Here is a 25,818-nt window from a genome sequence, read left to right on the forward strand (position 1 = left end):
GGTCGGGATCGGCGGGTCAGTCCGGGCGTCGGACGAGTTCCACGGCGAGCAGCTCGAACCGCGGTTCCCCGTCGGGATCGAGCAGGGCCACGTCACAGGTGACCCTGGTGTCCCGCACGGATCCGGCCCGGACCACACACCGGCCTTCGCCGGGCAGCAGGCCGTCGCGGTGCAGCCGGAACTCACCGACGCCCATCGGCAGCGCACCGGCGTCCAGCACGAACTCCGCCCACAGCACGGCCAACTGGAACGCACCGTCCACGGCCGCCACATCGGTGGTCCAGCCGCTACCGGGCCATCCGCGTGCCGACAGGCCTTCCACCACGCCCAAGGCGCCTTCCCGGGACAGGCTTTCCGTCGACAGCAGGACCTGGAAGGCCGGACCGTGGAAGTGTCGGGGACCGCCGTAGAACACGTCGATCACCGGGGGAACCAGCTCGGCGGGCACCGTCCACTCCGCACAGGGCGGCCGGTCCGGCACCAGCGTGGCCCGGTAGAACGTGGTGGCCCGGTCGCCATCGCGGAGTTCGAGCGCCACGGCCTTTCCGCCGGATTCCGCCTGCCGTCCTTCGACCACGAACCGGTGACCGTCGTTCTCCAACCTGGACAAGTCGGCTGTGCGCAGGACGCGGACGTCGCGCAGGACCAGCGTGCCCGGTCGCGGCCGCCAGTCACGGGCCGCGCCCGCGAGCCAGTCCAGAGCCGAGGCCATCGGCAGGACCGGCACGTCCGCGGGCTGGTGATCGAGCAGATACGGGTGGCTGGCCGCGTCGACCCGGATCGAAGCGGCGTTGAGCCGGTCACCCGGACCGTCTTCGCCCGCGGTGAGCACCACACGGGTGTCGCCGCCGGGGGCGTCCGAGAGCTCCGCGACGAACGCGTCGGCCGCGCTGCCGGGGTCGAGCAGGGACACCCCCGCCCGATCGAAGTGCTCGGCGAGTCCGGCCGACACCATCCCGCCCCGCCACGGTCCCCAGGCCAGTGCCCGGACGAGGCACTCCGGCCGCCGGACCCGCTGCTCGGAGGCCACCAGGTCGAGCACCGCGTTGGCCGCCGAGTAATCGGCCTGGCCGGCGTTGCCGAAGACCCCGGCCACCGACGAGAACACGACGATCATCTCCAGTGGATCGTCCGCGGTTGCCTCGAGCAGTTCGCCGAGACCGTCGACCTTGACGCCGACGACCCGGTCCCACTGTTCGGCGGTCTTGTCCTCGATGCGGTGGTCGGCGAGCACACCCGCCCCGTGGACGAGACCGGTGATCAGGCCCCATTCCCGCCGGATCCGGGTCAGCGCGTCGGTGAGCGCGGTCCCGTCACGGACGTCGATCGGCAGGTATTCGGCCTCGCTCCCGTACCCGGCCAGCGCGTCGAGGGTCGCCCGGATCTCGCGAGTGGCCAGCACCTGCCGCGCCAGGGCGGTGATCTCCGCCGGGGTGGACGTGCCCTCAGCCGCGATCGCCCTGGTCAGCCCGGCCTCGTCGGTCAGGCCTGCCCACCCGGCGGGTTCTTCGGTCAGCGGGGTGCGGCCGAGCAGGACGAACCGGGGCCGGTGCTCGCGGGCGAGCGCGCGCACGGCGGCGGCGGTGACCCCCCGCGCGCCGCCGCTGACCACGACGACCGAACCGGGACCGATGCGCGGCCCTCCGCTGGAGGGCGGGAGTGCGGCGGGCTCGGCCCGCGGCACCAGCCGGGTCCCGTCCGCCCGCAACCCGACGTCCCTGGCGGGACCACCGGCGACCAGTTCGGCCACCACCGCTTCGGCCACCGCCCCGGCGGACCGGTCGCCGCGTTCGCAGTCGATAACCTTGACCGCGGCGCCCGGCCACTCCAGCGCGGCGGTCCTGGCCAGTCCGGCGAGGCCCCCGAGCCAGGCACGGCCCTCGTGGCGGCCGCCGAGCCCGAAGTCACCCCCGGTGTCCTGCACGGTGACGAAAAGGCCACCGTCCGCGGAACGGACCGGCGCCAGTGCCTGAGCGGCCTCGAACCCTTCGCGGAGCACCGCCATCCCCTCGGCGCGGGTCGGAGCGGGCCGCAGGCCGCCGAGGAAGAGCACCGCGCGGGCCCCCGGTGGCACCGAGTCGGCGACCTCGGCCTGGATCCCCCGTCCGGCGAGCAGGTCGGCCACGGCCTCGGCCACCCCCGTCCCGTCCTGGGTCACCACCACCGGGTGATCGCCCAGGCCGGGAATAGCCATCCCTCGGGGCGGCGCCGGTACGGCCCGCACCACCCGGCGCCACACCGGTGGTGGCTCCGGTTCGGGCCTGGGCGTGGGTTCGTCGACCGAGACGGGCTCGGCCGCGCGGGTTTCGGATTCCCGCGGCGAAGCGGTGACACGACCACCGGCGCTTTCGACGACTTCGCGTAACGTCCGCAATTCCGCCAGCCCCGCGACATCCTGCTCCGGCAAACCCCCCACCCGCTCACGCAAAGCCGCCAAAATCTGCACCCGCTTGATCGAATCAACCCCCAGATCACCCTCCAACTCCATATCCAAACCCAAAATCTCCACCGGATAACCCGTCAACTCCGACACCACCGACAACAACGAATCCGTCAAATCCACACCCGGCTCGGAGCCGGGCTCGGAAACAGGGGCTTCGATGACGGCCGTCGCGGCGTTCCGGTGCCCCGCCGCCGCGGCGGCGGGCTCGAGGGCCGGGGCCGGTTCGCGCATCGGTTCACGCATCGGCACCCGCGGAGCGGGAACCGGTTCGGGCGCCGCGGGCCGCGCCGGAGGCTCGGCGACCGGCTGGGTGTGCTCGTGAGTTTCAGCGGGCGCCGTGGGTTCAGCGGTAACGGCCTGCCGCGTCGTCGACCACCGCAGACCCGCGCCGCTGTCGCCATGGCCGTTGACCGGCGTGGTGGCGTACTCGCCGCTCGCCCCTTCCCGTTGTCCCAGCAGACCGTTGAGGGAGGTCTCGGAGAGGCGCAGGAACGCGAGGTGGGCGTCGGTCACCATCTTCTGGTAGGCCGCGTGGGCGTCGGCGGTCTGCTGCTGGGTGGTTTGGAGCACCGTGAGCCAGTCGTCATCGAGAAGGCCCGCCAGGTCGGGCAGGGGCTTCAACGCGGGCGGGAGGTCATTCGGTTCATTCGGCGGGGTGGTCGTCGGCACGAGGCGGTTTCCGTTCTGCTCGGGATCGGCGGCTTGCGGCGCGGCGGGCACCGGGGTGGTGGACGAGGTGACGGAAGGACCGGGCGGCCGGGACGAGTTGGGCGGCGGCAGTTCCCGATGCCCGCCCGGCGGCGGATAGCGCCGCCCGTGGTTGCCGCCGTCGATCGGTACCGCCATCGCGGGGCGGCTGGGCCGCGCCTCCGAATCGGGGGTTTCCTGGTGTGCGGGACCGTATGGTTCCCAGAGAGCCTCGAACGTGAGGTCGACGCCGTCGACGGCCAGCCGGGCGAGTCCGTCCTGCAGGCAGGTGAGTCCGTTGCGGCGCGGGCGATCGAGCGCCACGGCCGAGTGCGGTCGGCCGTCCAGGATCCGGCCGACCAGGCGGGTGAGCGTGGCGCCCGCGCCGACCTCCACGAACGTGCGCACGCCGTCGGCGTACATCGCCTCCACGGTGTCGGTGAAGTGCACCGGCGACACCACGTGTTCGGCGATGCCGCGGCGGACCGCGCCGGGTTGCGCGGGGTAGATCGCTCCCCCGGCCTTCCCGTAGACCGGAATCCGGGGTGCGGAGACGTCCAGGTCGTCGAGGAACGCGGTCAGCTTCGGCACCGCATCGGCCACCAGCGGGCTGTGAAAAGCCCCGGAAGTGGCCAATTCCTGGCTGGTCACCTTGCGCTCGCCCAGCATTCGCGCGAGTTTCTCGACGGAAGCGCGGTCGCCCGAGACAGTGACCTGCTGGGGAGCGTTGTGGTTGGCGATCACCAGGACGCCCGGATCACCCAGTTCGTCGATCGCGCGCTGGACGTCTTCGGCCGTCGCGGCGACGGCGAGCATGGCGCCGGGGGTGTGCTGCGCCGCCTCCCGCATGAGCAGGCCACGCCGCCGTCCCAGCCGCAAGAGCGTCTCCGCGTCGAAGGCACCCGCGTGGTGCAAGGCGATCAGTTCGCCGAAGCTGTGGCCCGCCGCGCAGTCGGCGGTGAGCCCGAGCTCCCGCAGCACCGCGAGCAGGGCGACGCTGTGCGCGGCCAGGGCGGGCTGCGCCCACTCGGTGGCGTTCAGCAGCCGGGTCTGCTCGGCGCTCTCCTCCTCGCCGAAGGCGGGCGGGGGGAACACGACGCGGTGCACCGGCGGTCCGTCCAGGTCGGTGGCGGCGGCTCGGTCCCACGCGGCGCGGGCCGCCAGGACGTGCACCGCAACGTCCGCACCCATGTCGACGTACTGGGAACCTTGGCCGGGGAACAGGAAACCGACGCGGCCTTGCGTCGCCTCGCCGAGGCGGTAGTACGTACCGGTCGGCAGCGAGATCGGTTCGGCCGGATTTCGCGCGATCGACTCGGCGGCCTGGTCGAGCCTGGTCGCCAGATCGCCCGGGTCGGCGGCGATCACCGCGAGCCGGGCCTCGTCCGCCGCCGAGAACTCGCATTGGGTACGCCGGGCCAACGTGGCGAGTTCCTCGCCGCTCTCGCGCGCGGCCGCCGCCAGTTCCCGGGTCCGGGCGATCAGCGCCTCCGCCGTGCCTGCCCCGAGCAGCAGGAGTTCGGTGGCGGCGGCGGAGTGGTTCCGGGGCCGCCGGGTGGCTGTGCCAGGCGGGGGCACGTACTCCTCGAGAGCCACGTGGAAGTTGCTGCCGCCGAAGCCGAAACTCGAAACCGAGGCGCGACGGGGCTTGTCGTCCGCGCTGATCCAGGGCCGCGCGCGGGTGTTGAGGTAGAACGGACTGGCGGGCAGTTCGAGCGCGGGGTTGGGCCGGTCTACCTTGATCGTCGGCGGCAGCACCTTGTGGTGCAGGGCCAGCGCGGCTTTGAGCAGACCGGTCGCGCCCGCGGTGCACTTGGTGTGGCCCAGCTGCGACTTCACCGAGCCCAAGGCGCACCACTGCCGGTCCGGCCGGCCGGAGTCGTCGAACACCGAGCGCAGGGCGGTGAACTCGGCGCGGTCTCCTGCCTTCGTACCGGTGCCATGGGCTTCGACCAGCTCCACGGTCTCCGGTCCGTACCCGGCCTCCTCGTAGGCGCGGCGCAGGGCACGTGCCTGTCCTTCGGGCAACGGTGCGTAGACCGCGGTGCTGCGCCCGTCCGACGACGAGCCGATCCCGCGGATCACCGCGTAGATGTTGTCCCCGTCCCGCTCCGCGTCGCTCAACCGCTTCAGGGCGAGCATCACCACGCCTTCGCCCAGCATCGTGCCGTCGGCGTCGGCCGAGAAGGGGCGGCAGTCACCGGTGGGCGACAGCGCCGGCGTCTTGCTGAAGCACATGAACATCTCGACGCCGTTCTGGGTGTCGGCCCCGCCGGCGAGCACCAGATCCGACCGCCCCAGGGCGAGGTCCGCAACCCCGGCGGAGACCGCCGACAGCGAACTCGCGCACGCCGCGTCGGTGGTGTAGTTCATGCCGTGCAGGTCGAACCGGTTCGCGATCCGCCCGGCGACCACGTTCGTCAGGACACCTGGGAAGGTCGCCTCCTGCCAGGGCACGTAGTGCCGCGACAGCGTGTCACAGATCGCTTGCGCCCTCGGCTCCTCGATTCCCTCTTCGCGCAGGGCCTTGAGCCACACCGGACGTTCGAGCCGGTGGGCCATCTGGCCGTACAGCGGCAGGACGGACGCTCCCAGCACCACGCTGACCCGTTCCCGCGCCTCGGCGTCCAGCGTTCCCGCGAGGTCGCCGAGGGTCTGCTCGGCCACCATGAGGGCGAGTAGCTGTGCGCTGTCGGTGGCGGCCAGGTTGGTGGGCGGGACACCGTAGGCCACCGGGTCGAAGGGGACCTTGGGCAAGAACGCGCCGCGCCGCGCGTAGGTCTTGTCGGGCAGGGACGGGTCGGGGTCGTAGAAGTCTTCGGTCAGCCAGCGACTGGGCGGTACGTCGGTGATGGTGTCGCGGCCGGACACCACCACCCGCCAGAACCGGCCGGTGTCGGTCGCTCCGGGCAGCAGGGCGCCGACGCCGACGATCGCGACGGGCACCTGCCGCTCCCGGGAGAACTCGGTCATGGCCTTCTCCTTCACTGTGGTCCGTTGGCTCTCGTGGCGGTCAGGAGAGCGGTTGGGGCACGAACACCGACGCTTCCGGCGGAACCGGCACGCCGAAGGTGCGCAGTTGGTGTGCGCGGGTGAGCACGGTGGCGCCTTCGAGCAGGTTGAGGGCGATCTGCGCGACCGTCCGATTGCGCGGCGCGGCGAGGAAGCTGCCCGCGACCCACCGGTTGAAGGCACCCATCGCGGGGCCGCACCAGATCTGGTAGTCGGCGGTCCGGCTCGGTTCACCGCTGATCGCCCACCGGCTGGACTGGCCCAGATACCAGCGGAAGACCAGGGCCATCCGGTGCCGCGGATCGTTTTCGGCCCGGGAGAGCTGGGCGGGATCTCGGTCTTGCCAGAACCGCCGGGTCTGCCGCCAGACTTCGTCCACCGGCAGCCGGAAGACGTCGCGTTCGAACTTGGCACGCAACTCCGCGGGCAGTGCCTCGAGCGAGGGGTAGTCGCGATAGGCGTCGTAAAGCTTGCCCGCACGCGAGGCGAACATCGTTCCCCGGCGCAGGACTTGTAGCTTCACGCCCATCTCGAACATGTCGGCCGCGGGAGCCATCACCACGTCGGCGAGATCGGCCTCGGCCAGCAACGCCTTGGCTTGATCCGACAAGCCCGCCTCGACGGAGGCCTGGTTGACCGATCCGGTCACCACGTAGGCGGCGCCCGCGGCGAAGGCCGCGGCGACCGCGGCCGGGGTGCCGAGCCCACCCGCGGCTCCCACCCGGATGGCCCGGCGATAGCCGTGCTGCCGGGTGAGCTCGTCGCGCAGGCCGAGCACGGCCGGCAGCAGCGCCGTCAGCGGCCGGTTGTCCGTGTGCCCCCCGCTGTCCGCCTCGGCCGTGACATCGTCGGCCAGTGGCACGCTCGCGGCGAGCTCCGCCTCCTCCTGCGTGATCTGGCCGCGTCCGATCAGCTCGCGCAGCACTTCCCTCGGCGCGGGAGACAGGAACTGCCTGGCGACTTCCGGGCGGGAGAGCTTGACCAGGATCCGCCGCGCTCGCACGATCCGGCCGGTGTGATCACGGTGCAAGCCCGCCACGGCACAACGAACGACAGCGGGGGTCAGCGTCAGATAGGCCGACGCGGAAATCAACGGCACGCCCCGCCCGATCAGCAGGTCGGCGGTGCGCTCCTCCAGCAGCGGTTCGCCCGGCGCGTGGATCAGGTTGACGCCCCAGTTGGCCCGCCCACCCAGTGCGGTGCCCAGTTCGCCCACCGCACGCTCGATCGAGCCCAGACCGAGCCCGCCGGCACCGAACACGGCGAGCAGATCGGCCTCGGCGAGGGCGGTCACCATCCGCACCGTGGCGATGCCGTTGGCCATTTCCCCGGCTACATAAGGGAACCGCACCCCATGGTCGGTGCAGAAGGAACGGTCGCCCAGCCATTCCGGATACAGCGGCGGCAACGTGCCCACCACCGGCAGGCCCGCCGGGGTGTGGTCGCCGACGAGCACGCCGTGTCCTCGGTCAGGGCCGCCGTCGACCACGTGCAGGGCCGTGCGGGGCCGTCGTACACAGTCGGCGATGCCCACCGGGTCGAAGGCGGGGGCTTCGCCCGCCGGGTTGTCCTGTCGCGCGGAAGTGCTCGGAGCGTGGGCGTGCACAATCGACCTGCTTTCCGGGAGAAAGGGGCGCGGGAACGGGTCAGGAGCCGGTGGTGGTGGTTTCGTCGATTCCGTCCTGGAGACAACGAACCAGCACATCGGGATCACGGACCGCGGCGGCGTCGAAATTGACGCCGAAGCAGCAATTTCCGTCGTAGGTGTGCATGGTGACCGACAGCGCGATGGCGGGCAGCGGGCCGAAGGGGTAGAGCCGCAGGATGCGCGCCCCGGCCAAGCTCAGTGGCGCCTCGGCACCTCGCAGGGTGCTGATCTGCACGTCGTGGGCCTGGGTGGTGTGTTTGAGCACGGGGGCGATGACGAACGACGGCAGCACACCCATCGAATGAGCCAGCAGCGCCGGGGCCTTGCCCGCACGCTCTGAACGCACTCCGGTGATCAGTTCCCGCACCATCCGCATGCGCCGGACCGGGTCTGCCTCGCCCATCGGCATCGCCATCCGCGCAACGGAAAACCCGTTGCCGCCGCGGATCTGCCCTGGGCGGCCGCCCGCGATCGGTATCGCGGCGGCCACTGTGGACAGCGGCACGCCGAAGTGTTCGTGATAGCGCCGGAGTCCACCGAGGACGGCCGACACCACCGCGTCGTTGAGGGACACACCCGCCGCCTTGGCGGCGGACCGCACGCTCGACAGCGGGGCGTCGACGGTGACGAACCGCCAACTACCAGCCCTTCCCCGGAGCAACGGGGACGGCGCCACCGCGGGCCGGGAAAACACGTGCACGAGAGACTCCGCCAGTCTGCTGCCCTCGCGCACAGCACGCGACGGGTGCCGCAACGCGCCGGTCGCGTGGCCGAGCAGCTTCCCACCCACGGCAGCCAGGGCGCCGATCGAACCGGCCGGTCGGGCCCGGCGTTCCGTTTCGTCGTCCTCTTTCCTCACCAGGGACAGCCCGGGCTGCGGACGGTCGCTTCCGTACGGTGGGTGCATCAACGCGTCCAGGCACATCAACGCGGCGCCGTCCATGCTGCTGTGGTGCAGCTTCAGCACGTAACCCGCTTGATCCCCGTTGAGCCCTTCGGCGAGCACGGCCTCCCACAGCGGACGGCGCCGATCGAACGGCGTGCAGGCCATCGTCTGCGCCAGCATCAGGAGTGCGCCGTGGTCGGCGGGTTCGGGCAGGCGCACCCGGCGCACGTGGTAATCGAGATCCAGCTTCGTATCGTGTCGCCAGCCCGGGTTTCCCACGCCGAGCCGGGTCTCGCTGACTCGCTGAGCCAGCCGCGGGACGAGCCCGACGATCCGTTCGTGCTCGGCGACGACGTCCGCCCACGGTGGCACCCGGTCCAACGTGTACACGGCCATGACCGTGGAACGCAGCAGAGGATCGACCTCCGCACGCCACATCACCGTGTCGAGTCCGTTCATCCGCCGTGCCGCGCCCCACGCGTCACTGCCGACGAAACCATCGTGTCGTCCGTTGGACATGACTGCTCCTGCCTACGACGTCGGTGTGTCGAGGTCCCGCGCCTGCCCGGAGCCGGTCTCTCTCGGGATCGGGCACGGCGCGGGCTGCTGTCCCAGCACTTCGAGGTAGAAGTCACGCACCCTCGCGGCGCCGCGTTCCAGGCCGTCCTGCTGCCAGCCCGTGGTCTCCACCGGCGCACCGACCACGACCTCGACGTGCCCACGACGAGGAACGTGCGCTCCTTTGGGCAGCAGGGTCCCCGTGTCGCGGATGACGAGCGGGATCACGGGCACCCCGGCGGCCATCGCGATGACGAACGGGCCCCGGTGGAACCGGCCGAGCCGGGGCGTGAGTGACCGGCTGCCCTCGGGGGCGATGGCCAGCGACACTCCTCGCTGAAGCCGTTCCACCGCCTCGGTGATCACCTTCCCCGCCGTACCAGGGCCGCTGCGATCGATGAAGACGGCGTCACTGAGCCAAAGGAACTGGCCGAACCCGGGAAACCACTTGAGTTCCTTCTTCGCCAGCGAGGTGAGATGTCGGCGAAGCACCTTGAGTACCACCAGCAGGTCCAGCGAACTGCGGTGGTTGAACAGGAAAACCGCGGGCCGGCGGGCCCACAGGTGGTGTTCACCGCGCACGGTGACCGTCACCCCCGTCAGGGCCAGCGCGAGGTCGGCCACCGTCCCCTGGGCGAGATCGACGGCCTGCCGCCGGTCACGGTTGACCCCCATGCCGACGGCCAAGGCGGAAGCCATCGCGGCCCCGGTCGCGCCGTAGGCGCTCACCGTCCGCGCGAGACCGGGCAACCCGGGGCCGGACGCGACACGGAAGCGGCAGATCGACCACTGCCGTTCCTTGGCGACCTGATGAAGCCTCGGCTGGGGATTCACCGCGCACGGGTGTCCCACCGCGTCCAGGAACGGCACATCAGCGGCGTCATCGGCGTAGGCGTAGCTCGCCGCGAGATCCACGTCGTGCCGTGCCGCGAACTTCCGCAGAGCCTCTTCCTTCGCCCAGCCGGTGACCACCTCGCCATCCACCGTCCCGGTGAGCACACCGTTGCGGGTGACCAATTTCGTGCACAGCACGTGGTCGACACCGAGTTCCGCCGCCATCGGCGCCACCTGGAACCTCGTCGCGGCGGAGACCAGTGCGACAAGGTGTCCCTTGCGCCGGTGCGCCAGGATGAGCCGCCACGCGTCGGGGAACAACCGAGCGGCGATGTCGCGTTCGAGCACTTGTCCCGCGATCTTCTCGGCGGTCTGTTCCGGCATTCCGGCCAGCGCTTTGGCGACTGTACGCACGAATTTCGACACGTCTGTCTCGGACCAGTCCGTCCGGAGCCTCGACAAAACCACTCCGGCGAGCAGGTGCGGATCCACCGGAAGAGCGCGCAGCCGGCGGCGGAGGAACGCTTCGACGGAGTAACCCCGGATCACCGTGCCGTCGAAGTCGAACATGGCGGCTGTTCGCGGGCCACTCGCGCCCTGTTCGATTTCTTCGAGCCGCTGGTCGACGTCGTTCATCGCTTCCCTTCCTCATCGGACCGGACGGTCAACGCGGCGATCTCGTCTCGAAGCGCCGTCAGTGCGGTCTCGGCGTCACGCCGCTGCTCGCGCAGCGACGCCGGATCCACGTCCCGGGCGAACAGCCCTTCGGCTCGCAAGAAGGTCGCGGCGCGGGAGAACAACGGCAGTGAAACGGATTCCGGGAGTACGCGGTGGTCGCCATCCGGCGGTTTGTCGTTGTCGAGCAAGCAGTAGCGGATCAGCATCGCCTCGTCGACCGGCACGGCAGGCGCTTGCAGGGCGAGCCGTGCCGCCACGATGGAAAACCCCTCCGCCACGTGCCGCAGCACGAGCGGAGCGAACAGGCATGGGACCGCGCGCAGACGTCGCGAAAGCTCCATCGCCGACAGTTCCCGCCATTCCGTCACGACGAGGTCCGTCTCCTTCTCGGCGAGACCACCGAGGTGTTCCGGGGACAACCCGGTCACAGCGCACGCGAAGATCTTCGCCAAGCTCTCTATCTCCTGGGCCACCGAGGAATCACGGTCTTCGGGTTCGGCGGCCGCCGCTCGCAGCAACGCGATTTCGGCGAGCGCCCGCGGCAGGAACCAGTGGCAGGACATGTTCCGGTAGTAGGCGGCGAGTCGACGGCGCCCGGCAGGCAGCCGGTAGGCGGCCCCTGCCCCGTCCCGCTCGATCACGCCCGCCGCGATCAAGTGCTCCAGCCACTCGCGTACGACGTTGGTCGGAACGTGCTCCACCGGCACCGCCACGGGCAGTTTTCGGTGACGGACGAATTCCAGTACCCCGGCGAGTCGTTCGCGCAGCCGTGGCACCGTCCATGACCGGCCGGGCGACCCCAGCAGAACCATCGCGACCAACGCCATCGGCGTGATCGGCGTCACGTCGTTGACACCTGCGCACAGCCGCAGCGCAGTCGCCATGGCGTCGTCTTCCGGGGAGCCGGGCGCCGGGCGGCGGGCCGGCCGCAGCGGCTCACCGAACCGCACGTCGACGGCGCCTCGCCGGCGCCGGTGCGCCCACGCCAGCCTCAGGAGCGCGCCGAGATCCTCAGCCGGTTTCACCGTACCCGCCTGCTCGCCCACCAAGGCGGTGGCTTCGAACAAGTACTCGTAAGTCAGAGCCACTGGAACCAGGGACACCCCTGGAACGGTTTCCTCATCGATCGCGTCCAGGACGTAACGCAGCAAGCCCAATCGCGGCGGTTGCAAGCTGCCGTCGCGGGAGCGACCGCCTTCGATGGCGAACATCAGGTTCTTGCCCTCCCGGAGGAGGTGGGAGATGTAGAGGCGCAGAGCCACCTTGTAGCAGGCGTCGTCCGGGAAGTGGCGGCGCATGAACACGAGGTTGCTCCGCCGGCCGAGCGGGCCCAGTGGCCAGAACCGCAGGTTGTCACCGGTGAAGATGTAGCTCGGCGCGAGTCCCGACCGGTTCAGGACCCGGTTCACCACCAATGCGTCCACATAGGATCGGTGGGCCACGACGAACACCGCCGGCTCCGGGCAGGCCAAGGTCTCCGGCCCGTGCGGGACAGCGGACCCGGTGCGGATGAGCCAGGGTCGCGAGCCCAGCAGCCACAGCAGGGGCCGGAGGGCCCCGGCGGCCCACGGGCGTTCCGCCACCACGAGCTCGCCGAGGTGAGCAGCCACTTCCCCGTGCACCTCTCGCTCCGTCCGGTCGAGCGACTTCGCCAGCGCCGCCACCGCTTCCCGGGCCAGGATGGGCGCCAGGACCGCCGACACCGTGGCCTTCCGGCCCGACCGGGACCGCTTCCTCACCGTTTCGTCGCGGACAGACACCAGCCCGACCTCCCGGCTCATCCCAGATCCGCCGCGGACACCGACCGAAGCTGACGGCCTCGGCCGTCTTGCCGCACATCCACCTTGGGCATCCGGCCGTCGAGCACGGCGCCGCGGATGATCTCGGCGACCTGCCGCGGCGCGTCCCGATGCACGAGGTGACCCGTATCCGGCAGCATCAACCACTCCACGGGTTCGACGAGTTCGAGCAAGGGGGCTTCGAACTGCTCGAAGGGCAGCACGCGGTCCTTTTGTGCCAACACGACGTGTACGGGATTCTCGTGTTCGTGCCACGGCCGCATCAGTTCGGCTCTGGCCAAGGCGTACAGGGCGGCGATCATCGCCGAGCAGTAGGCGGCAGCTCTCAGTTCCAGCACCGCGTCCGGGACATCGATGTGCCGTCCGTCTCGGACCAGGAAGTCGAAGTAGGCCCGGCGGACGGGAAGCAGCCGCATCAACTGTGGCGCGAACGGCGCCATGAGGCGGGCCACGGCATGCCCGGCCGCCGAGCGCACCAGCACTTTCACCAGGTCCGCCCGTGAGCGCCACGCACCGGCCGGCGTCAAGAGGACCACGGTCTCGCACCGTCCACGGCGGGCCAGTTCCAGCGCGGTCCACGCGCCGAGCGAATGGCCGACCACCGCCACCCGGTCGAGGCCGAAGTGGTCCAGCCAGTTTTCGACTTCGTCGGCGTCGGATTGGGGAGTCGCCTGGTACGCCGGACGAAGCGGAAGCGCTCCCCAGTGACCGGGCACCGTCGGCGCGACAACGAAAAAATCTCGTTCCAGCATCGGGAGGATGGGCTCCCAGGTTCGCCAAGCCGAGCCGAGCCCGTGCAGCAGCAGAAGGGACTTTCCTTGCCCTCCAGTGTGAAGCGGACTCGGTGGTAAACGGCTGGACATCGAAGACACGACGTTCTCCCCGAACTTCGGCGCTGTCGAGCTGACTTCTCCGACGCTAACCACCGTCGCTGACACCTTGGCTGACAACGACGCGGACACCCGGGCTGACACCGCGGCTGGACCGGCGCGAGCACTTCCGGTTGTCCTGAATGACCGCGAGACTCCTCTGGACTGGCAGCCAAGATCCCGCGAAACGGGTGTCTTCGCACGCAATTCGGGTTGGAGACGCCAGTCGCCCCGCCGAGCACAATGAGTATCCGAAGAATCACTATCCGTGCGTCAGGAGGACATGCCCGTGCAAATCCTGTGCCTCGGTCCGTTGGTGTTGCGCACCTTGTCCGGCGATGTCGTCGCGCACCGTTCACTGCGATCGAGACTGCTCGTCGCCCTGTTGGTCAACCTGGGCAGCACAGTGTCCAAGGACCTGTTGATCCGTGAGCTGTGGCCACTACCCCCCGAGGACGCCATCGGCGCCATCCACGCCCATGTGAGCAGGCTCCGGCGGGATCTCGACCGCTGGTGCGGCAAAGAGTTGGTCACTCTCCAGCCGCGGTACCCGGGATACCGTCTCGAGCTGGACGACCGGGTCGAAGTCGATTCGGCTCGCTTCGAACGGCTGGCGAAGGTCACCGGCCGCCTTCCCCGCGGCAACCCGCACGCGATCATGGAAACGGCGCAGGAAGCTCTCGAACTGTGGCGCGACGAGCCGTTCACCGGACTGGACGTGGGCCTGGAGGGGCAGGCGGCCAGGCTTCGCCTGCAAGAGACGCGGCTTTCCCTGTGGGAAATCCTGATCGAAAGCGCGCTGGCCGCCGACCGCTGCTCGGAGATCATCGCCGACGCCCGGAAGCTCGCCCTGTCGTTTCCGTTCCGGGAGCGGCTCCAAGCCAAAATCATGGTGGCGCTGTACCGCGCGGGGCGGCAGGCGGACGCGCTGGAAACCTATCACCACGCCCGCTCGCGGCTGGCCGAAGAACTGGGCGTCGAGCCGACTCCCGCTCTGCGGCGGTGGATGACGGCGATCCTCCGCCACGACACAGTATTGCTGCAGAACTCCTGGCTGTTCGAAGAACTGGGGCCGACCGGGTGAACGCGGCGGTGGTGCTCACCTGACCGGCGTGGTGCCACGACGTCCGGCACCGTGTGCGTCAACGGCTCCTCACGACGGCTTCCAGGAAGACGGCACGATCCGGTCCACCAGACTGGTCGCCTCTGCCCGGACAGTCGGGAGCGCGGACTGCTGAAGGGTGTCCAGCAGTCTCGCCGCCGATCGGCTGTAGTACAGATCGTCCGGCGACACCCGCTCGACCCGCAGCAAAGTGAGCAGTGCTGTCACATCCTCGCGCCGCGCCACCCACACCTGGGCGAGTGCCAGGTACAAGTCCACCACTTCATCCGCCGGATGGTCCTCTTCCGCGCGGACCTCTTCCGCGCGGACCTCTTCCGCGACATGAAGGGCGAGATCGGCCTGGCCGAGCCGAAGCATGCACAACGCTTTCCGGGCGGATACCGACGCGGACCCGATCACGCGTTCTTCTCCCGACCGCCCGGCCTGGTCCAAGGCCAGTTCCTCGGCCGAAGCGAGATATCTTTCACACGTCCGATGGTCACCGCCCATCGCGGCCACCTCGGCCACGGACAAATGCAATGCGGTCAGGACACCGGCCGGGCCGTCGCGATGACGGCGGACCGCCTCCACGGCGATCGGCAACGCCTCGGTGGAATAACCCAGCCGCGACAACGCGTGCGCCAGCGCGGGTCCGCATTCGATGTCCGGAGACGTGACCGAGTGGTGCCCTGCGCGGCGCGCCGCCTGATGGACCGCGAAGTAGGCGAGTTCGTGTTCCGCGAGGCGCGAGAACAATGACGCCATGAGCAGGAGCATCCGCACGTGGGCCCGGCAGGCCGGGCTGAGCCCGTCACCGCACTGGCAGGGCAGCACTTCGCACACCTGCCACGACCGCGATAGCAGTTCTGAAGTCTTGCGCCCGACCGGATCGAACCGACGACCGGACGCCACCCAATCCCCCCACAGCCAATCGGCTTCCGTCGCCAGGGTCGACACCGACTGCGCGTCCGGCCGCTGTTCCGCCAGGTTCTCGGGGTAGACGTCCAGCAGGAACAGGGAACGCCGCAGGTGGTCTGTCAGGGACCCCCCGACCCGTTCACCCGAGCGGCCGCCAGAAAACGCGAATCCCGGCAGCAACAGGGACGAATCGCTTACTCGGAGGACCTCGGACATCCGGACGAGGACTTCGATGCTGTCCATCCGCCGTGAGCCCTTCTCCACCTGCCGGAGCCACTCCTGACTTCGGCCGACGAGCCCGGCGAGAGTCTTGCGAGACAGGCCACGTCTTCGACGCAAGGCTTCTATACGTTCACCGACCGTCGATTCACGGAAATCCAACTAGCCCCCCTCCGATGGTCATATCTGAGCACACATCGATGCCACAAGCAAAGCCGGAATCATTCGGTCTAAACAAGTCGGAAGTCCCACAACTTCTCAAGATCGACACTTTCCGGAAAGAAGCGAGAACAGACGAACTAACGGCGTACGCCTCGCGTCGCAGCAGCTCAAGCACCGATGTTACTGTCGGTCATGACCAACATACCTGTCCGAGATAATTTTGGGCCATCTGATATCGAGGGGCTCCCCTCACCTCGACCGAAATCATCATCCGAACAAGTGAAATCGTCGGGGCAACCATTCTTTTGACAGAATTCACGTCGGCTCACCGGACTGCATCCTGGGGACTCATCCAGGACGAGCCCGTGCGCGGCCGACGAAGATTGGGTACGGCTTCCGGATGCCGGTCGACGGCCCAGCCGGTCAGGGGATGTCGTTTGCTGGAGCAGATATCAGGCGCTGTCGATGGGCGAGCCCGCTGCTGTTGTCGGAGCGTTCCCAGGTTCCGGCGGCTCAACTCACCGCCGACCTCGTGGCCTTGGTGCCGTAGCGGCGGATGAGGCGGTAATGGCGGGCTTTAAGCCGGATTTCAGGCAGTGGGCTTGACGTCGACGGGTCTCGGTTTCATGGTCCAGCCCGGAGAGTCGGGTCCGAGCGTGCCGAGCCGGATGTCGCGCGGGACACAGACGTGCTGGTGTGGGCTGGGTGGACCTTCACCGTGCCGCCGCGGTGTCGGCGGCTGCGACGGGGCAGGCCTGGATGACGCGATTCGGGTGAGACCGTTGCCGTGGCGGGGAAGCTCGGGCAGCGCATCAGCGCTGTGGCCGGAGAGTGCGGCGAAATTCTCGGCCTTGAAGAAGAGCTTGGCGATCCCCCGAGGCGCGCCGGATCGTCCGATCGCGACCGCGTCCCCTCGCGGTGGGGTGGCCAAGGCAGTGTTCATGCCAGCCTCGCCCCGCAGGTCCGCCGACGCACCCGTACTGTCGGACCACGACATCGTCGCGCGTTGCCGTCGGAGCGCAGTACCTCGATGAGGCTCTGAAGCATCGGCGTAGTCAGCTCACGCGGGAGGCGGTGCCCCGGGTCCGTGGTGCTCGCGGATGTTTGGGCTCGGGGCCATCATCAACCTCAGGTGACACAGGCTCAGGGGCCGGGCGGTCGAAGTGGGCGATGGCGCGGATCGGCCCATCGGTCGCCGGGGCCTGGATTGTCAGGTGTGGTGGTGCCGCCGAGGTAGCGCAGCACGCCCCAGGCGGCGTTGAGGCCGGAGGCCAGGGCGTGGTCGAGCCAGCCGGGCGACCATGAGGTGTCGTCACCGGCGAGGAACAGCGGGTTGGGCGGCTCGCCCATGACCGCGGGCGTGCCGGTGAAGTTCTTCATGAAGTGGGCGAACAGGTCCCACTGGTAGGCGTAGTCGCCGGGGCGGGAGAACCGGCACAGCCCCCTGAAGTTGCGTTGCAACTCCCAGGAGATGGTGCGGGCGAAGGCCGGGTCGGCACGTTGGCTCAGCTCGTCAGCCAGCCGGGGATGGATCGCGGCCAGTTCGCGGATGCACGCGTCCAGCCGTTCCCGCAGCGTGGAAGGCCCGATTTTCATGGCGTCACCGGCCCAGGTGAAGCTGAGGACGAGCACACCGCGGCGACCGCCCGGTTCCCGCGGTTCGCCGTAGTCGAGGGTGTAGGTGGCGCGGGGAAGGCGGTCGGTGAGGGTGACGCCGTCCAGGCTGGTGCCCTCCCAGAACGGGTCGGTCACCACCGCGGTCTTGGCCGACTGCCAGTAGCTCAGCCTGCGGATCGCACGCAGCAGCCGCGGCCCGAACGGCGGGCTGCCCCCGGGACGGGACGGTCGCACGACCACGGAGGTCTCGAGGACGTGCAGTTGCGGGGTGAACACCACGACGGGGAACCGCTCGGCGCGGCCGTCCTCATCGTGCACCACCACGCCGGTGCCGAGATCCTCACCGACCTCCAGCTCGGTGACCCCCGGCCGGGGCGCGCCCTCGTTGACCTCGGCCAGGCTCGTGAGCTGTCCGTCCGGTCCGGTGGTGCGGTGTGCCCAGTACGCTTCGGCCAGCGCACCGAAGCCCTCCCGTGGGTGGCGGGTGCCTCCGCCTTCGGTGGCCAGCAGCAATCGGAACGTCTCCAGCACACCAAGGTCGAAGAAGCAGTCCCAGGCGGCGGTGCCGACGCCGGCGGTGCCCAGCACCCGAGCCTGCTCCCAAGTCAGGCCGGCGCCACCGGGGTCGCGCAGGAACCGGTAGAAGCTCCACCGCTCGTAGCGGTCCACCACCCCGCTCCACAGCCGGCGCACTTCGGCCAGGTCCCGCTCGGCCACCGCGCTCCGCAGCTCGGGTAGCCCGACCCGGTTCAGCGCGGCTTCCCACCGGAGATGTGCGCGGTGGAACAGTTCGTCGTGCGGGTACAGGTCGGTGATTTCCCGCACCGTGCGGGTGATCCCGTCGACGTCGAGCACCGTGCGCGGTGTGGTTCCGGCGGCGTAGTCGTCCCGGAACGGTTGCCAGCGCAGGCCGAACCGGTCGCCGTAGTGGTGCAGCAGGGTCGCCGAGTCCGGCACGCGCATGCATCCCAGCTCCACCACGGCGCTGTCCCGCGGGTCCAGCCGGACGGAGAACATGCGCCCGCCGAGCCGCCGTCCGCCCGGTCCGTCCGGCGAGGTCTCGGCCTCGTACAGGATCGGACGGCAACCGACGCGCAACAGTTCGTAAGCCGCGGTCAGCCCGCTGCCACCGGTGCCGATCACCGCGACCGGCGTGCCGAGCGCGGCCGGGGGGAGCAAGCCGATGCGTCGGTCACCCGAAAGGTGGGCGGCGTAGTCGAACGGGAAGTCGACCTGGAGGTCGGTGGCGGGCGGGGGTGGCGGCACGGCCGTCTCCTTCGGTGCTCGTTGACGGCCCGGCGCCGCCAAGGCTCTGCGAAGCGTTGTGCCGCGCGGGAGATCACGATGACGCGGTCACCGCTCGCCTGTCCTGTCGAATACGATCTCGCCGGAGCGCACGACGAACTCCACCCGGCCCATGGCGGCGATGTCGGTGAACGGATCGCCCGCCACCGCGACGAGGTCCGCGGTGGCACCGGGGGCGACGCGCCCCAGGTCCGGGCGTTCCAGCAACTCGGCCGCGACCGAGGTCGCGGCCCGCAGCACCCGCGACGGGGACAGGCCGGCCTCGACCAGAGCGCGAAACTCTTTCCACGCCTCACCATGCGGGAACATGCCCACGTCGGTGCCGAAGGCGACGCGGACTTCACTTTCGGCCAGCAGGGAGGCGGACTCGCGGAGGCGTCCGGCGCGGGTGCGGAACTGCTCGCGTATCCGGGGGTCGCGGCCGGACCAGAAGTCGTCGTCGTCGAGGTTGTCGATGAAGTGGCGTTGGGCGTACAGGGTGGGGCACAGGTAAGCGCCGTGGTCGGCGATGCGTGCGAAGGTCTGGGCCGAGCCCAGATTGGCGTGCTCGATGCTGCGCACCCCCGCCGCCAAGGCGCGCCTCACGGCTTCGTCGTTCATCGCGTGCGCGGCGCAGTGCAGGCCGTGATCGCGAGCCGTGTCCACGATCACGGTCATCTCTTCGATGGTGAAGGCGACATGGTCGGGGGTGTCGACCGGTGAACTGAAGCCCCCGCTGGCGGCGAACTTGATCCAGTCCGCGCCGACCCGTGCCTGGTGGCGCACGAGGCTGCGCAGCCGGGTGACCTCGTCGCCGAGGGTGCCCACGTCCACCCCGTAGCGCTGACCGAGGCCAGGCATCTTGTCGCCGTGCCCTCCTGGCTCCGAGATGATGTTCGGCGCGGCGATCAGTCGCGGACCCTGGATCAAGCCGTCCTCGGCGGCACGGCTCAACGCGACGTTGATCGGATCGTGCGCGCTGCCCAGGTCGCGCACGGTGGTGAACCCCGCCTCCAGCATCGCCTTCATCGCGGGCACCCCGCTCAAGGTCTGATAAGGCGTCGACTCACCGTCGTGCTGTTCGTCCACCAGATGGACGTGGCAGTCGATGAGGCCGGGCAGCAGCGTCCGCGCACCCAAGTGGACGATCTCCGGCTCGGACGCCACCTGGCCGGCAGGGATGACCGAGACGATCTCGCCGTGCTCCACGGTGACCGCGGTAGGACCGGTGGCGCGCTCGCCGTCGCCGTTCCAACAGCGGTCGGCGACGAGGGTCATGCGTGCCGCGCGCGACATGGCCTCCTCCTTCGGGTGTTGGTCTCGTTCGGAGTGGAATCCGGCTCAGAGCAAGAAGACCAGCGCGGCGACGATCTTGCTGACCCGGCCGTCCGGGTCGCCGACGACGGCGGCGGTGACGGCGTCCGTGCGGACCTCCTCGTCGCCGACGCGATAGCTGTCCCGGGTCCCGCGGTACTGCGCGGCGGCGTCATAGCCGTCGACGCCGAATTCGGCGGCCATCGCGGTCAGTGCCATCTCCACCGCCTTGCGTCCGGCCTGCTCGGCGGTCTTGCTCACCGAGTCCTGCTCGTGCACCTCCGCCACACAACCGATCCCGCCCGCGACCGGCACCGCCAGGCCGACAGCGGCGGCGATGTGCCGCCCCGGCTCGTCGGTCTCGGCCAACGCCTGGATGGCGAACACGATCTGGCCGCCGTGCAGCAGTCGCAGCCCATCCTCGCGCGACACGGGCAGGCAACCCGGGGGCACCCGGCTGGACACCTGCACTCGGTTCACCCGCCCCAGACCGGCGTCCATGTACATCAGGTCGTGCGCCTGCAATTCCCGCTCGTGCACACCCACCCCGCTGGTGAAGAACATCCGGCCGGGCACCAGCAACCGACCCAGCGGCAACTCCTGCTCCATCGACCGCTCCCCTTTCGCTCACCCCCGTTCAGCCGGCTACGGCCGCGAGTGGTCGAACCCTGCACCGCCTCCTCCGGGCCTGCCTGCCTGCGTGCACGAGTGCGTTTCTGCTGTGCCGGCGGCCCAAATCGCTCGCGCGCACTCGAACCCGGGGCTCCACACGACATCCGCCTGTTCGGGGTCGTGCCTCACGTCGACCCTATGCGACGCTTTTCCTTCAGCCGCGGGATTTCGCGTTTTCATCCGGATGCCAGGCGGCGCCTCACCCTGGTGGCCGCCCAGTGAAACTCGATGTGACCATCCCCGCACGCTCTCCACTCGATCGAACATTGACTGTTTTCGTCGGCGCCATCCCGTAGGGGGACGAGAGAAGCGGTACTGTCTCGTGTGCCGCTCCAGTTCGTCGCCGTCATAGTGCGACGTCTGCATAATTCGGGAAATCGAAGCTCCGCGAAAGCGGTTTCCGTACTACCTCGGTGACCGAGTCACTAGCGCCATCAACTCGGATCCGAAACATTTACCCCACGGGAAGGTGAACATCGGCGTCGTGGTGAGGACTCGACACGAACTACGTGGAGGACGTTCTGCTCGTCTTGCCGCGCAAGGTGATCGACGAACCAGCTGCCTTCGGCATCGGCGACGCGTACCCGGTCAAGTCGTCCTCCTCCGAGCGGGTGTTGATCCAGCCACTCGACACGAAAAGCCGGACGTCGCGGGCCTTTGGTCATCGCCCCAGGAGACGGGCGATTTCCGCGACTTCGACGCGACGTTGCTCGGCGCACAACGCGAGCAGAGACGCGGCGGAGCGATCATCGATATCGTGACGCCGCATGAGAATGTCCTTGGCCTTCTCGTGTCCCGCCATCTTTCGCCACAGCTGCGCACGCCACTCGGCGTCGTTGTCGGTCTCACTGGTCGTCACCAGCGCAGCATTACTTACGACAGGTGCGTTTCGGAACGCCTACGCGCCGATTCACCGGGAAGAGTGACGCTTCCGGAGGTTTTTTCATGGCTGGCCTGATGTCTCTCTCGGCTGATGAACTGCGTTTCGCCCCGTCGGCGGATGTCGCGACGACATGCACGGCCGAGGCGACCGTAGTGTCGGTGACCGGTGAGCTGGACATGCTCTCCGCCGGTCCATTGCGGAAGTACTTCCTGCCGCGCAGATCGTCGATGCCCCCGAAGTGACATTCTGCTGCTCCACCGGGTTCTCGGCGCTGGTCGACTTCGCCGGCCAGGCTGCCGCAGCCGGAGGCAACCATCCACATCGCCGCATCAACGAATGGCGACGCCATTGAACCAGACTCTAGTCGCGGAACCGATCCGTCGCCTCCAGCAACGCGGCCAGTATGCCGGGCTCGTCGTACGTGTGCCCGGCATCCGGCACGATCACCAGTTCCGACTCCGGCCACGCCCTGTGCAGGTCCCACGCGGAAACCGCGGGCGTGGCAAGGTCGTACCGCCCCTGGACGATCACGCCGGGAATGTCCTTCAGCGCGGCGGCGTCCCGGATCAGCTGCCCCTCCTCGAGCCACCCGTTGTTCACGACGTAGTGGTTCTCGATCCGCGCGAACGCCAGCGCGTATTCCGGTACGGCGAATTCCGCCACCAGTTCCGGCCGGGGAAGCAGCGTCACCGTCGCGGCTTCCCAGGTGCTCCACGCGACGGCAGCCGGCCCGTGCACACCGGGGTCGGGGTCGGCGAGCAGCTTCGCGTAAAGCTCGACGGGATCGCCGTCGAGCCCGGCGATCGGCGCCGTGAATTTCTCCCACAGGTCCGGGAAGACTTTCGCCGCGCCGCCCCGGTAGTACCAGTCCACCTCGGCTGAACGCAGCGTGAAGATCCCGCGCAACACCAGCTCCGACACGCGTTCCGGGTGCCTCTCGGCGTATGCCAACGCCAGCGTCGACCCCCAGGACCCGCCGAACACCTGCCACCGCGAGATGCCCAGCTGCTCCCGCAGGCGTTCGATGTCGCCGACGAGATGCCAGGTCGTGTTCACCGAGAGATCGCCCGACGCCGAAGCGTGCGGCAGCGACCGCCCGCACCCACGCTGGTCGAACAGAACGATCCGATAGGCGGCCGGGTCGAACAGCCGGCGGTGCGACGGTGAGCAGCCGCCGCCGGGGCCGCCGTGCAGGAACACCACGGGCTTGCCGTCAGGGTTTCCGCATTCCTCCCAGTACACGAGGTTGCCGTCACCGGCGTCCAGGTGGCCTGACGCGTGGGGCTCGATCTCTGGATACATGAGCCCATTGTCGGACACAGGGCGCTGATCATGGAGGAGACGTCGACAACAGGACGTTCGTCCAGCAGCCCCAACCGCGTCAGCGCATTCCGGAGCCCGAACCCGAGCGCTACCGGCTCGTCGCCAGCCTCGCCTGTCCGTGGGCACGCTGACTCAGCGGGCTTCCTCGTCGTCACGCAGAGCGAAACCGACTAAGACGGCGAACTCTCCACCGCCGCAAAAACAACCACACTTACCGGGAACGCAGTGACGTCGCGGGCGGGCCCAAGCCCTTGACCCCAGCCGCCTCCGGCACTCGGTGAACTGACGAAGTCCGCCCAGTCGGGGCCTGTAGGACGTTCGGTGTAACTCCCGATCAGGGAAGTGCTTCTGATGACCGACGTGATGTCCGGCGTGGAGAACGCTGAGGACTCGAAGTCCGAGACCGGTGGGCGAACAGGCCGGTCCCCTCTCCTGCACCACGGGAGCGAGGTGGAGGCCGACCTCATTGCGAAGCTGCGGGTTCGGCCCCGCGATCGGAGTGATTGCGCGGTCCCGCCACCGCAGTCTATCTTCCTATGTGTCCGAATAACGTTCCCCGTTGTGCGAATATCGGACGCCGTACTGTCCGGCCGCCTCGACGAGGAGCGAAAGTGACGAACGTGCCCGCCTCGCACGAAACGGCCGGTTCGAGGTCCGGTGGCGTCAGCCGGTCGGCGTTCAGGCGGGTCCTGGCGGGCAGTACCGCCGGCGCGGTGCTCGAGTGGTACGACTTCGCGCTGTACGGAATCCTGGCGGCCACCGTGCTCGGGCCACTGTTCTTCCCCGGCGGCAACGGATTCGCGCAGTTGCTGCTCGCGCTGGCGACACAGGGGCTCGGTTTCGTCGCGCGCCCGATCGGCGGCATCGTCTTCGGGCATCTCGGCGACCGCCTCGGGCGAAAACCCATGCTGGTGACCACTTTCCTGCTACTCGGACTGTCGACCTCCGCGATCGGCCTGCTCCCCACCTACTCTCAGGCCGGCATCGGGGCGACGATTTCGCTCGTCGTGCTGAGGCTGATCCAGGGGTTCGCCCTCGGCGGCGAGTTCGGCGCGGCGGTGCTGATGGTCAGCGAGTACGGAAGCCCGAAGCGGCGAGGCTTCTGGTCGGCGTGGCCGCAGGCGGGAGCGCCTCTGGGCACGGTGCTGGCCACCGCCGTGGTCGGCGGAATCGCCTTGGTAATCCCCGAAAGCGCCTTCGACCAGTGGGGGTGGCGCGTCGGTTTCCTGTTCGCGATCCCGCTCCTGGTCATCGGCTTCTGGATCCGGCGGCGCATCGACGAGTCGCCGGTGTTCCAGGAAGCGCAGGCCCGGGCAACGGCATCCGCGGACGCCGTCCGGGAACGGTCGAGCATCCTCGAGACACTCGCCCACCCCCGCCCCCTCCTTCGCGGTCTCGGCGTGCGCTTGGGCGAGAACGTGGCCTTCTACGTCTATACCGTCTTCGTGGTCGCCTATGCCACGAAGACCTTCGGTTACGACAAGTCCGACGTCCTTCTCGCTGTGGCCGCCGGGTCATTGCTGCAATTCGCGGGAATGCTCGCCGGCGGTTACTGGTCGGACCTCATCGGGCGGCGTATCGCCATGCTGGTCCCGGCGGCAGGCCTCGCGGTGTGGGCGCCGGTCTTCTTCGCCGTCGTCCAAGCCGACAATCTGCCTCTGCTCTATCTCGGCATCGGCGTCGGCGCGGCACTGCACGGACTCCTGGCCGGACCGGAAGCCGCGTGGATCGCCGAACTCTTCCCGACCCGCCGCCGTTTCGCCGGCGCTTCCCTGGTGTTCCAAGGCTCCTCGATCATCGCCGGCGCGCCCGCACCCCTCATCGCCGTGTGGCTGGCCGAAAAACAGGGCCCCACGGCGGTTGTGCTGTACCTCCTCGGCACGATCGCCGTCACCCTCGTCGCGCTGCTTCTCAGCACCGAAACCCGGGGCGTCGACCTGAATACCGACAGCACGTGACCAGAGGGCCACGCCCGGGGTTCCCATTCTTTCCTCGCGAGGGCGAGCAGCGGCATTCCGTCAGGCGTGGCGCTTCTCGCGGGCCTCTGCCGCCGACACCGCCGCGGCGCGGGCGTCGTCGGCCGCGCCCAGGGCGCCGAGGAGGTCAGCGTACTCGTCGAGGGCGTCGGCGAGGTCGAGGTGGGCGAGGAACTGCCCGCGCGAACGCGAGCGCGTTCCCAGTCGAGTGAGGATTCGAAATCAGCGCGGGCCTCGGCTTCCCGGCCCAGCGCCGCGTGCGCCCGCGCCCGGAGCCGCAACCATGACGGCAGGCCACTGGGGCCCTCCGCCGGATTCTCGCCGTTCCGATGCGAGACGTCGACGAGTTCCTCGGCGAGAGCGAGAGCCCCGGTGTGGTCCCCGGTCCTGAGGCGAAGCTCCGCAAGACGCGAGCCAGCGTGCGCACGCTGGCTGTTTGCCGCCGCTCGGTGCGCACAAGTTCAAGGAACTCGGACGCGAAGACGGTGCTCTCGTCGATCCGCTCCTCCGCTTCGAGCTGCATGGAGTAGCTGTTCAGGGTGGTGCCGAGCAGCTCCCGTCGCGCGGGATCCTCGGCTAGCCCCGCCCGCGCCATCGCCAGCGCGGCGGCGAGCTCAGTCATCACCTCGCTGCCATCTCCACCCGCGACACGTGTCCGTATCGTGTCGTGCAGTGCATCGAACTCTTCCGCCCCACAATGCAGAACGGCAAAGAGGATACCCGCGCCCGGTGCACACGGTGGGCCGCCGCCCGACGTCGTCCGATTTCCTCGCCCTGGCGCCGGAGATCATTCGATTTCCATACCGACCCGGCCCCGCGGACCGGCAGTCCTTGTCCGTCCACAATGGTCTGTCGCGTGAACCTGCGGCATGACCACCGATCTGGCGGTTCTGGCGGCGTCGGTGCCGCCTCTACGTTGTGCTTGTCGATCTCG

The 25,818-nt window shown here is 69.3% G+C and carries 16 protein-coding genes; 4 read left to right on the top strand and 12 right to left on the bottom strand.

Features of this window, described 5'->3' with window-relative positions:
- Positions 1-16: 16 nt before the first annotated feature.
- From BS329_RS16970 to BS329_RS16995, 6 genes are read right to left on the bottom strand one after another with little or no spacing between them, the layout of a single operon-like run.
- Positions 17-6,103, bottom strand: coding sequence for a type I polyketide synthase (locus BS329_RS16970; protein ID WP_076161900.1), 6,087 nt, complete (start codon positions 6,101-6,103; stop codon positions 17-19).
- A gap of 40 nt (positions 6,104-6,143) precedes the next feature.
- Positions 6,144-7,748 (bottom strand): PfaD family polyunsaturated fatty acid/polyketide biosynthesis protein, encoded by a 1,605-nt coding sequence (locus BS329_RS16975; RefSeq protein WP_076161824.1) that lies wholly within the window; start codon positions 7,746-7,748, stop codon positions 6,144-6,146.
- A gap of 40 nt (positions 7,749-7,788) precedes the next feature.
- Entirely contained in the window at positions 7,789-9,195 is a 1,407-nt protein-coding gene (locus tag BS329_RS16980; protein WP_076161826.1) for a wax ester/triacylglycerol synthase domain-containing protein, read from the bottom strand.
- A 12-nt stretch (positions 9,196-9,207) separates the two neighbouring features.
- Positions 9,208-10,704: an HAD-IB family hydrolase gene (locus BS329_RS16985; RefSeq protein ID WP_076161828.1), complete on the bottom strand. Its 1,497-nt coding sequence runs from the start codon at positions 10,702-10,704 to the stop codon at positions 9,208-9,210.
- Positions 10,701-12,527 carry a 1-acyl-sn-glycerol-3-phosphate acyltransferase gene (locus BS329_RS16990; protein WP_076161830.1) on the bottom strand — a complete coding sequence of 609 codons (1,827 nt, stop codon included), beginning with the start codon at positions 12,525-12,527 and terminating at the stop codon, positions 10,701-10,703. The genes BS329_RS16985 and BS329_RS16990 overlap by 4 nt, the downstream gene beginning before the upstream one ends.
- Positions 12,524-13,408 carry an alpha/beta fold hydrolase gene (locus BS329_RS16995; protein WP_076161832.1) on the bottom strand — a complete coding sequence of 295 codons (885 nt, stop codon included), beginning with the start codon at positions 13,406-13,408 and terminating at the stop codon, positions 12,524-12,526. The genes BS329_RS16990 and BS329_RS16995 overlap by 4 nt, the downstream gene beginning before the upstream one ends.
- 289 nt (positions 13,409-13,697) lie before the next feature.
- Between BS329_RS16995 and BS329_RS17000 the strand changes: the two genes are divergently transcribed.
- Entirely contained in the window at positions 13,698-14,498 is an 801-nt protein-coding gene (locus tag BS329_RS17000; RefSeq protein ID WP_084749852.1) for an AfsR/SARP family transcriptional regulator, read from the top strand.
- 69 nt (positions 14,499-14,567) lie between these two features.
- On the opposite strand, the gene BS329_RS17005 is transcribed toward BS329_RS17000, so the two are convergent.
- The 5 genes from BS329_RS17005 to BS329_RS17025 all read right to left on the bottom strand — a co-directional run bounded on the left by BS329_RS17005 (position 14,568) and on the right by BS329_RS17025 (position 21,561).
- Positions 14,568-15,815: a helix-turn-helix domain-containing protein gene (locus BS329_RS17005; RefSeq protein ID WP_076161833.1), complete on the bottom strand. Its 1,248-nt coding sequence runs from the start codon at positions 15,813-15,815 to the stop codon at positions 14,568-14,570.
- A gap of 1,143 nt (positions 15,816-16,958) precedes the next feature.
- Complete coding sequence (locus BS329_RS17010) at positions 16,959-18,698, bottom strand: flavin monoamine oxidase family protein (protein WP_076161835.1); 1,740 nt, start codon at positions 18,696-18,698, stop codon at positions 16,959-16,961.
- Positions 18,699-18,785: 87 nt separating this feature from the next.
- Complete coding sequence (locus BS329_RS17015) at positions 18,786-20,012, bottom strand: metal-dependent hydrolase family protein (RefSeq protein WP_076161837.1); 1,227 nt, start codon at positions 20,010-20,012, stop codon at positions 18,786-18,788.
- A 45-nt stretch (positions 20,013-20,057) separates the two neighbouring features.
- Positions 20,058-20,639 carry a pyruvoyl-dependent arginine decarboxylase gene (locus BS329_RS17020; RefSeq protein WP_076161839.1) on the bottom strand — a complete coding sequence of 194 codons (582 nt, stop codon included), beginning with the start codon at positions 20,637-20,639 and terminating at the stop codon, positions 20,058-20,060.
- Between the two features lie 724 nt (positions 20,640-21,363).
- Positions 21,364-21,561: an ANTAR domain-containing protein gene (locus tag BS329_RS17025; RefSeq protein ID WP_076161841.1), complete on the bottom strand. Its 198-nt coding sequence runs from the start codon at positions 21,559-21,561 to the stop codon at positions 21,364-21,366.
- An 86-nt stretch (positions 21,562-21,647) separates the two neighbouring features.
- On the opposite strand from BS329_RS17025, the gene BS329_RS44145 reads away from it, so the two are divergent.
- Positions 21,648-21,827, top strand: a complete 180-nt coding sequence (locus BS329_RS44145) for a hypothetical protein (RefSeq protein ID WP_076161843.1) — start codon at positions 21,648-21,650, stop codon at positions 21,825-21,827.
- Positions 21,828-21,945: 118 nt separating this feature from the next.
- On the opposite strand, the gene pip is transcribed toward BS329_RS44145, so the two are convergent.
- Positions 21,946-22,887, bottom strand: coding sequence for a prolyl aminopeptidase (gene pip, locus BS329_RS17035; RefSeq protein ID WP_076161845.1), 942 nt, complete (start codon positions 22,885-22,887; stop codon positions 21,946-21,948).
- 632 nt (positions 22,888-23,519) lie between these two features.
- Between pip and BS329_RS17045 the strand changes: the two genes are divergently transcribed.
- On the top strand, positions 23,520-24,866 hold the full coding sequence (locus BS329_RS17045) for an MFS transporter (RefSeq protein WP_084749858.1): 1,347 nt from the start codon (positions 23,520-23,522) through the stop codon (positions 24,864-24,866).
- Positions 24,867-25,320: 454 nt separating this feature from the next.
- Positions 25,321-25,464: a hypothetical protein gene (locus tag BS329_RS43405; RefSeq protein WP_158075802.1), complete on the top strand. Its 144-nt coding sequence runs from the start codon at positions 25,321-25,323 to the stop codon at positions 25,462-25,464.
- The last annotated feature ends 354 nt before the right edge of the window (positions 25,465-25,818 follow it).

It is taken from the genome of Amycolatopsis coloradensis, from assembly GCF_001953865.1.
In the GTDB taxonomy this organism is placed as follows: domain Bacteria; phylum Actinomycetota; class Actinomycetes; order Mycobacteriales; family Pseudonocardiaceae; genus Amycolatopsis; species Amycolatopsis coloradensis.

Excerpts from the sequence above, each read along its gene's own strand:
- BS329_RS16970 (WP_076161900.1), bottom strand. The coding sequence starts at position 6,103 with ATGACCGAGTTCTCCCGGGAGCGGCAGGTGCCCGTCGCGATCGTCGGC.
- BS329_RS16980 (WP_076161826.1), bottom strand. The coding sequence starts at position 9,195 with ATGTCCAACGGACGACACGATGGTTTCGTCGGCAGTGACGCGTGGGGC.
- BS329_RS16985 (WP_076161828.1), bottom strand. The coding sequence starts at position 10,704 with ATGAACGACGTCGACCAGCGGCTCGAAGAAATCGAACAGGGCGCGAGT.
- BS329_RS16990 (WP_076161830.1), bottom strand. The coding sequence starts at position 12,527 with ATGAGCCGGGAGGTCGGGCTGGTGTCTGTCCGCGACGAAACGGTGAGG.
- BS329_RS16995 (WP_076161832.1), bottom strand. The coding sequence starts at position 13,408 with ATGTCCAGCCGTTTACCACCGAGTCCGCTTCACACTGGAGGGCAAGGA.
- BS329_RS17000 (WP_084749852.1), top strand. The coding sequence starts at position 13,698 with ATGCCCGTGCAAATCCTGTGCCTCGGTCCGTTGGTGTTGCGCACCTTG.
- BS329_RS17015 (WP_076161837.1), bottom strand. The coding sequence starts at position 20,012 with ATGTCGCGCGCGGCACGCATGACCCTCGTCGCCGACCGCTGTTGGAAC.
- BS329_RS17020 (WP_076161839.1), bottom strand. The coding sequence starts at position 20,639 with ATGGAGCAGGAGTTGCCGCTGGGTCGGTTGCTGGTGCCCGGCCGGATG.
- BS329_RS44145 (WP_076161843.1), top strand. The coding sequence starts at position 21,648 with ATGGCTGGCCTGATGTCTCTCTCGGCTGATGAACTGCGTTTCGCCCCG.
- pip (WP_076161845.1), bottom strand. The coding sequence starts at position 22,887 with ATGTATCCAGAGATCGAGCCCCACGCGTCAGGCCACCTGGACGCCGGT.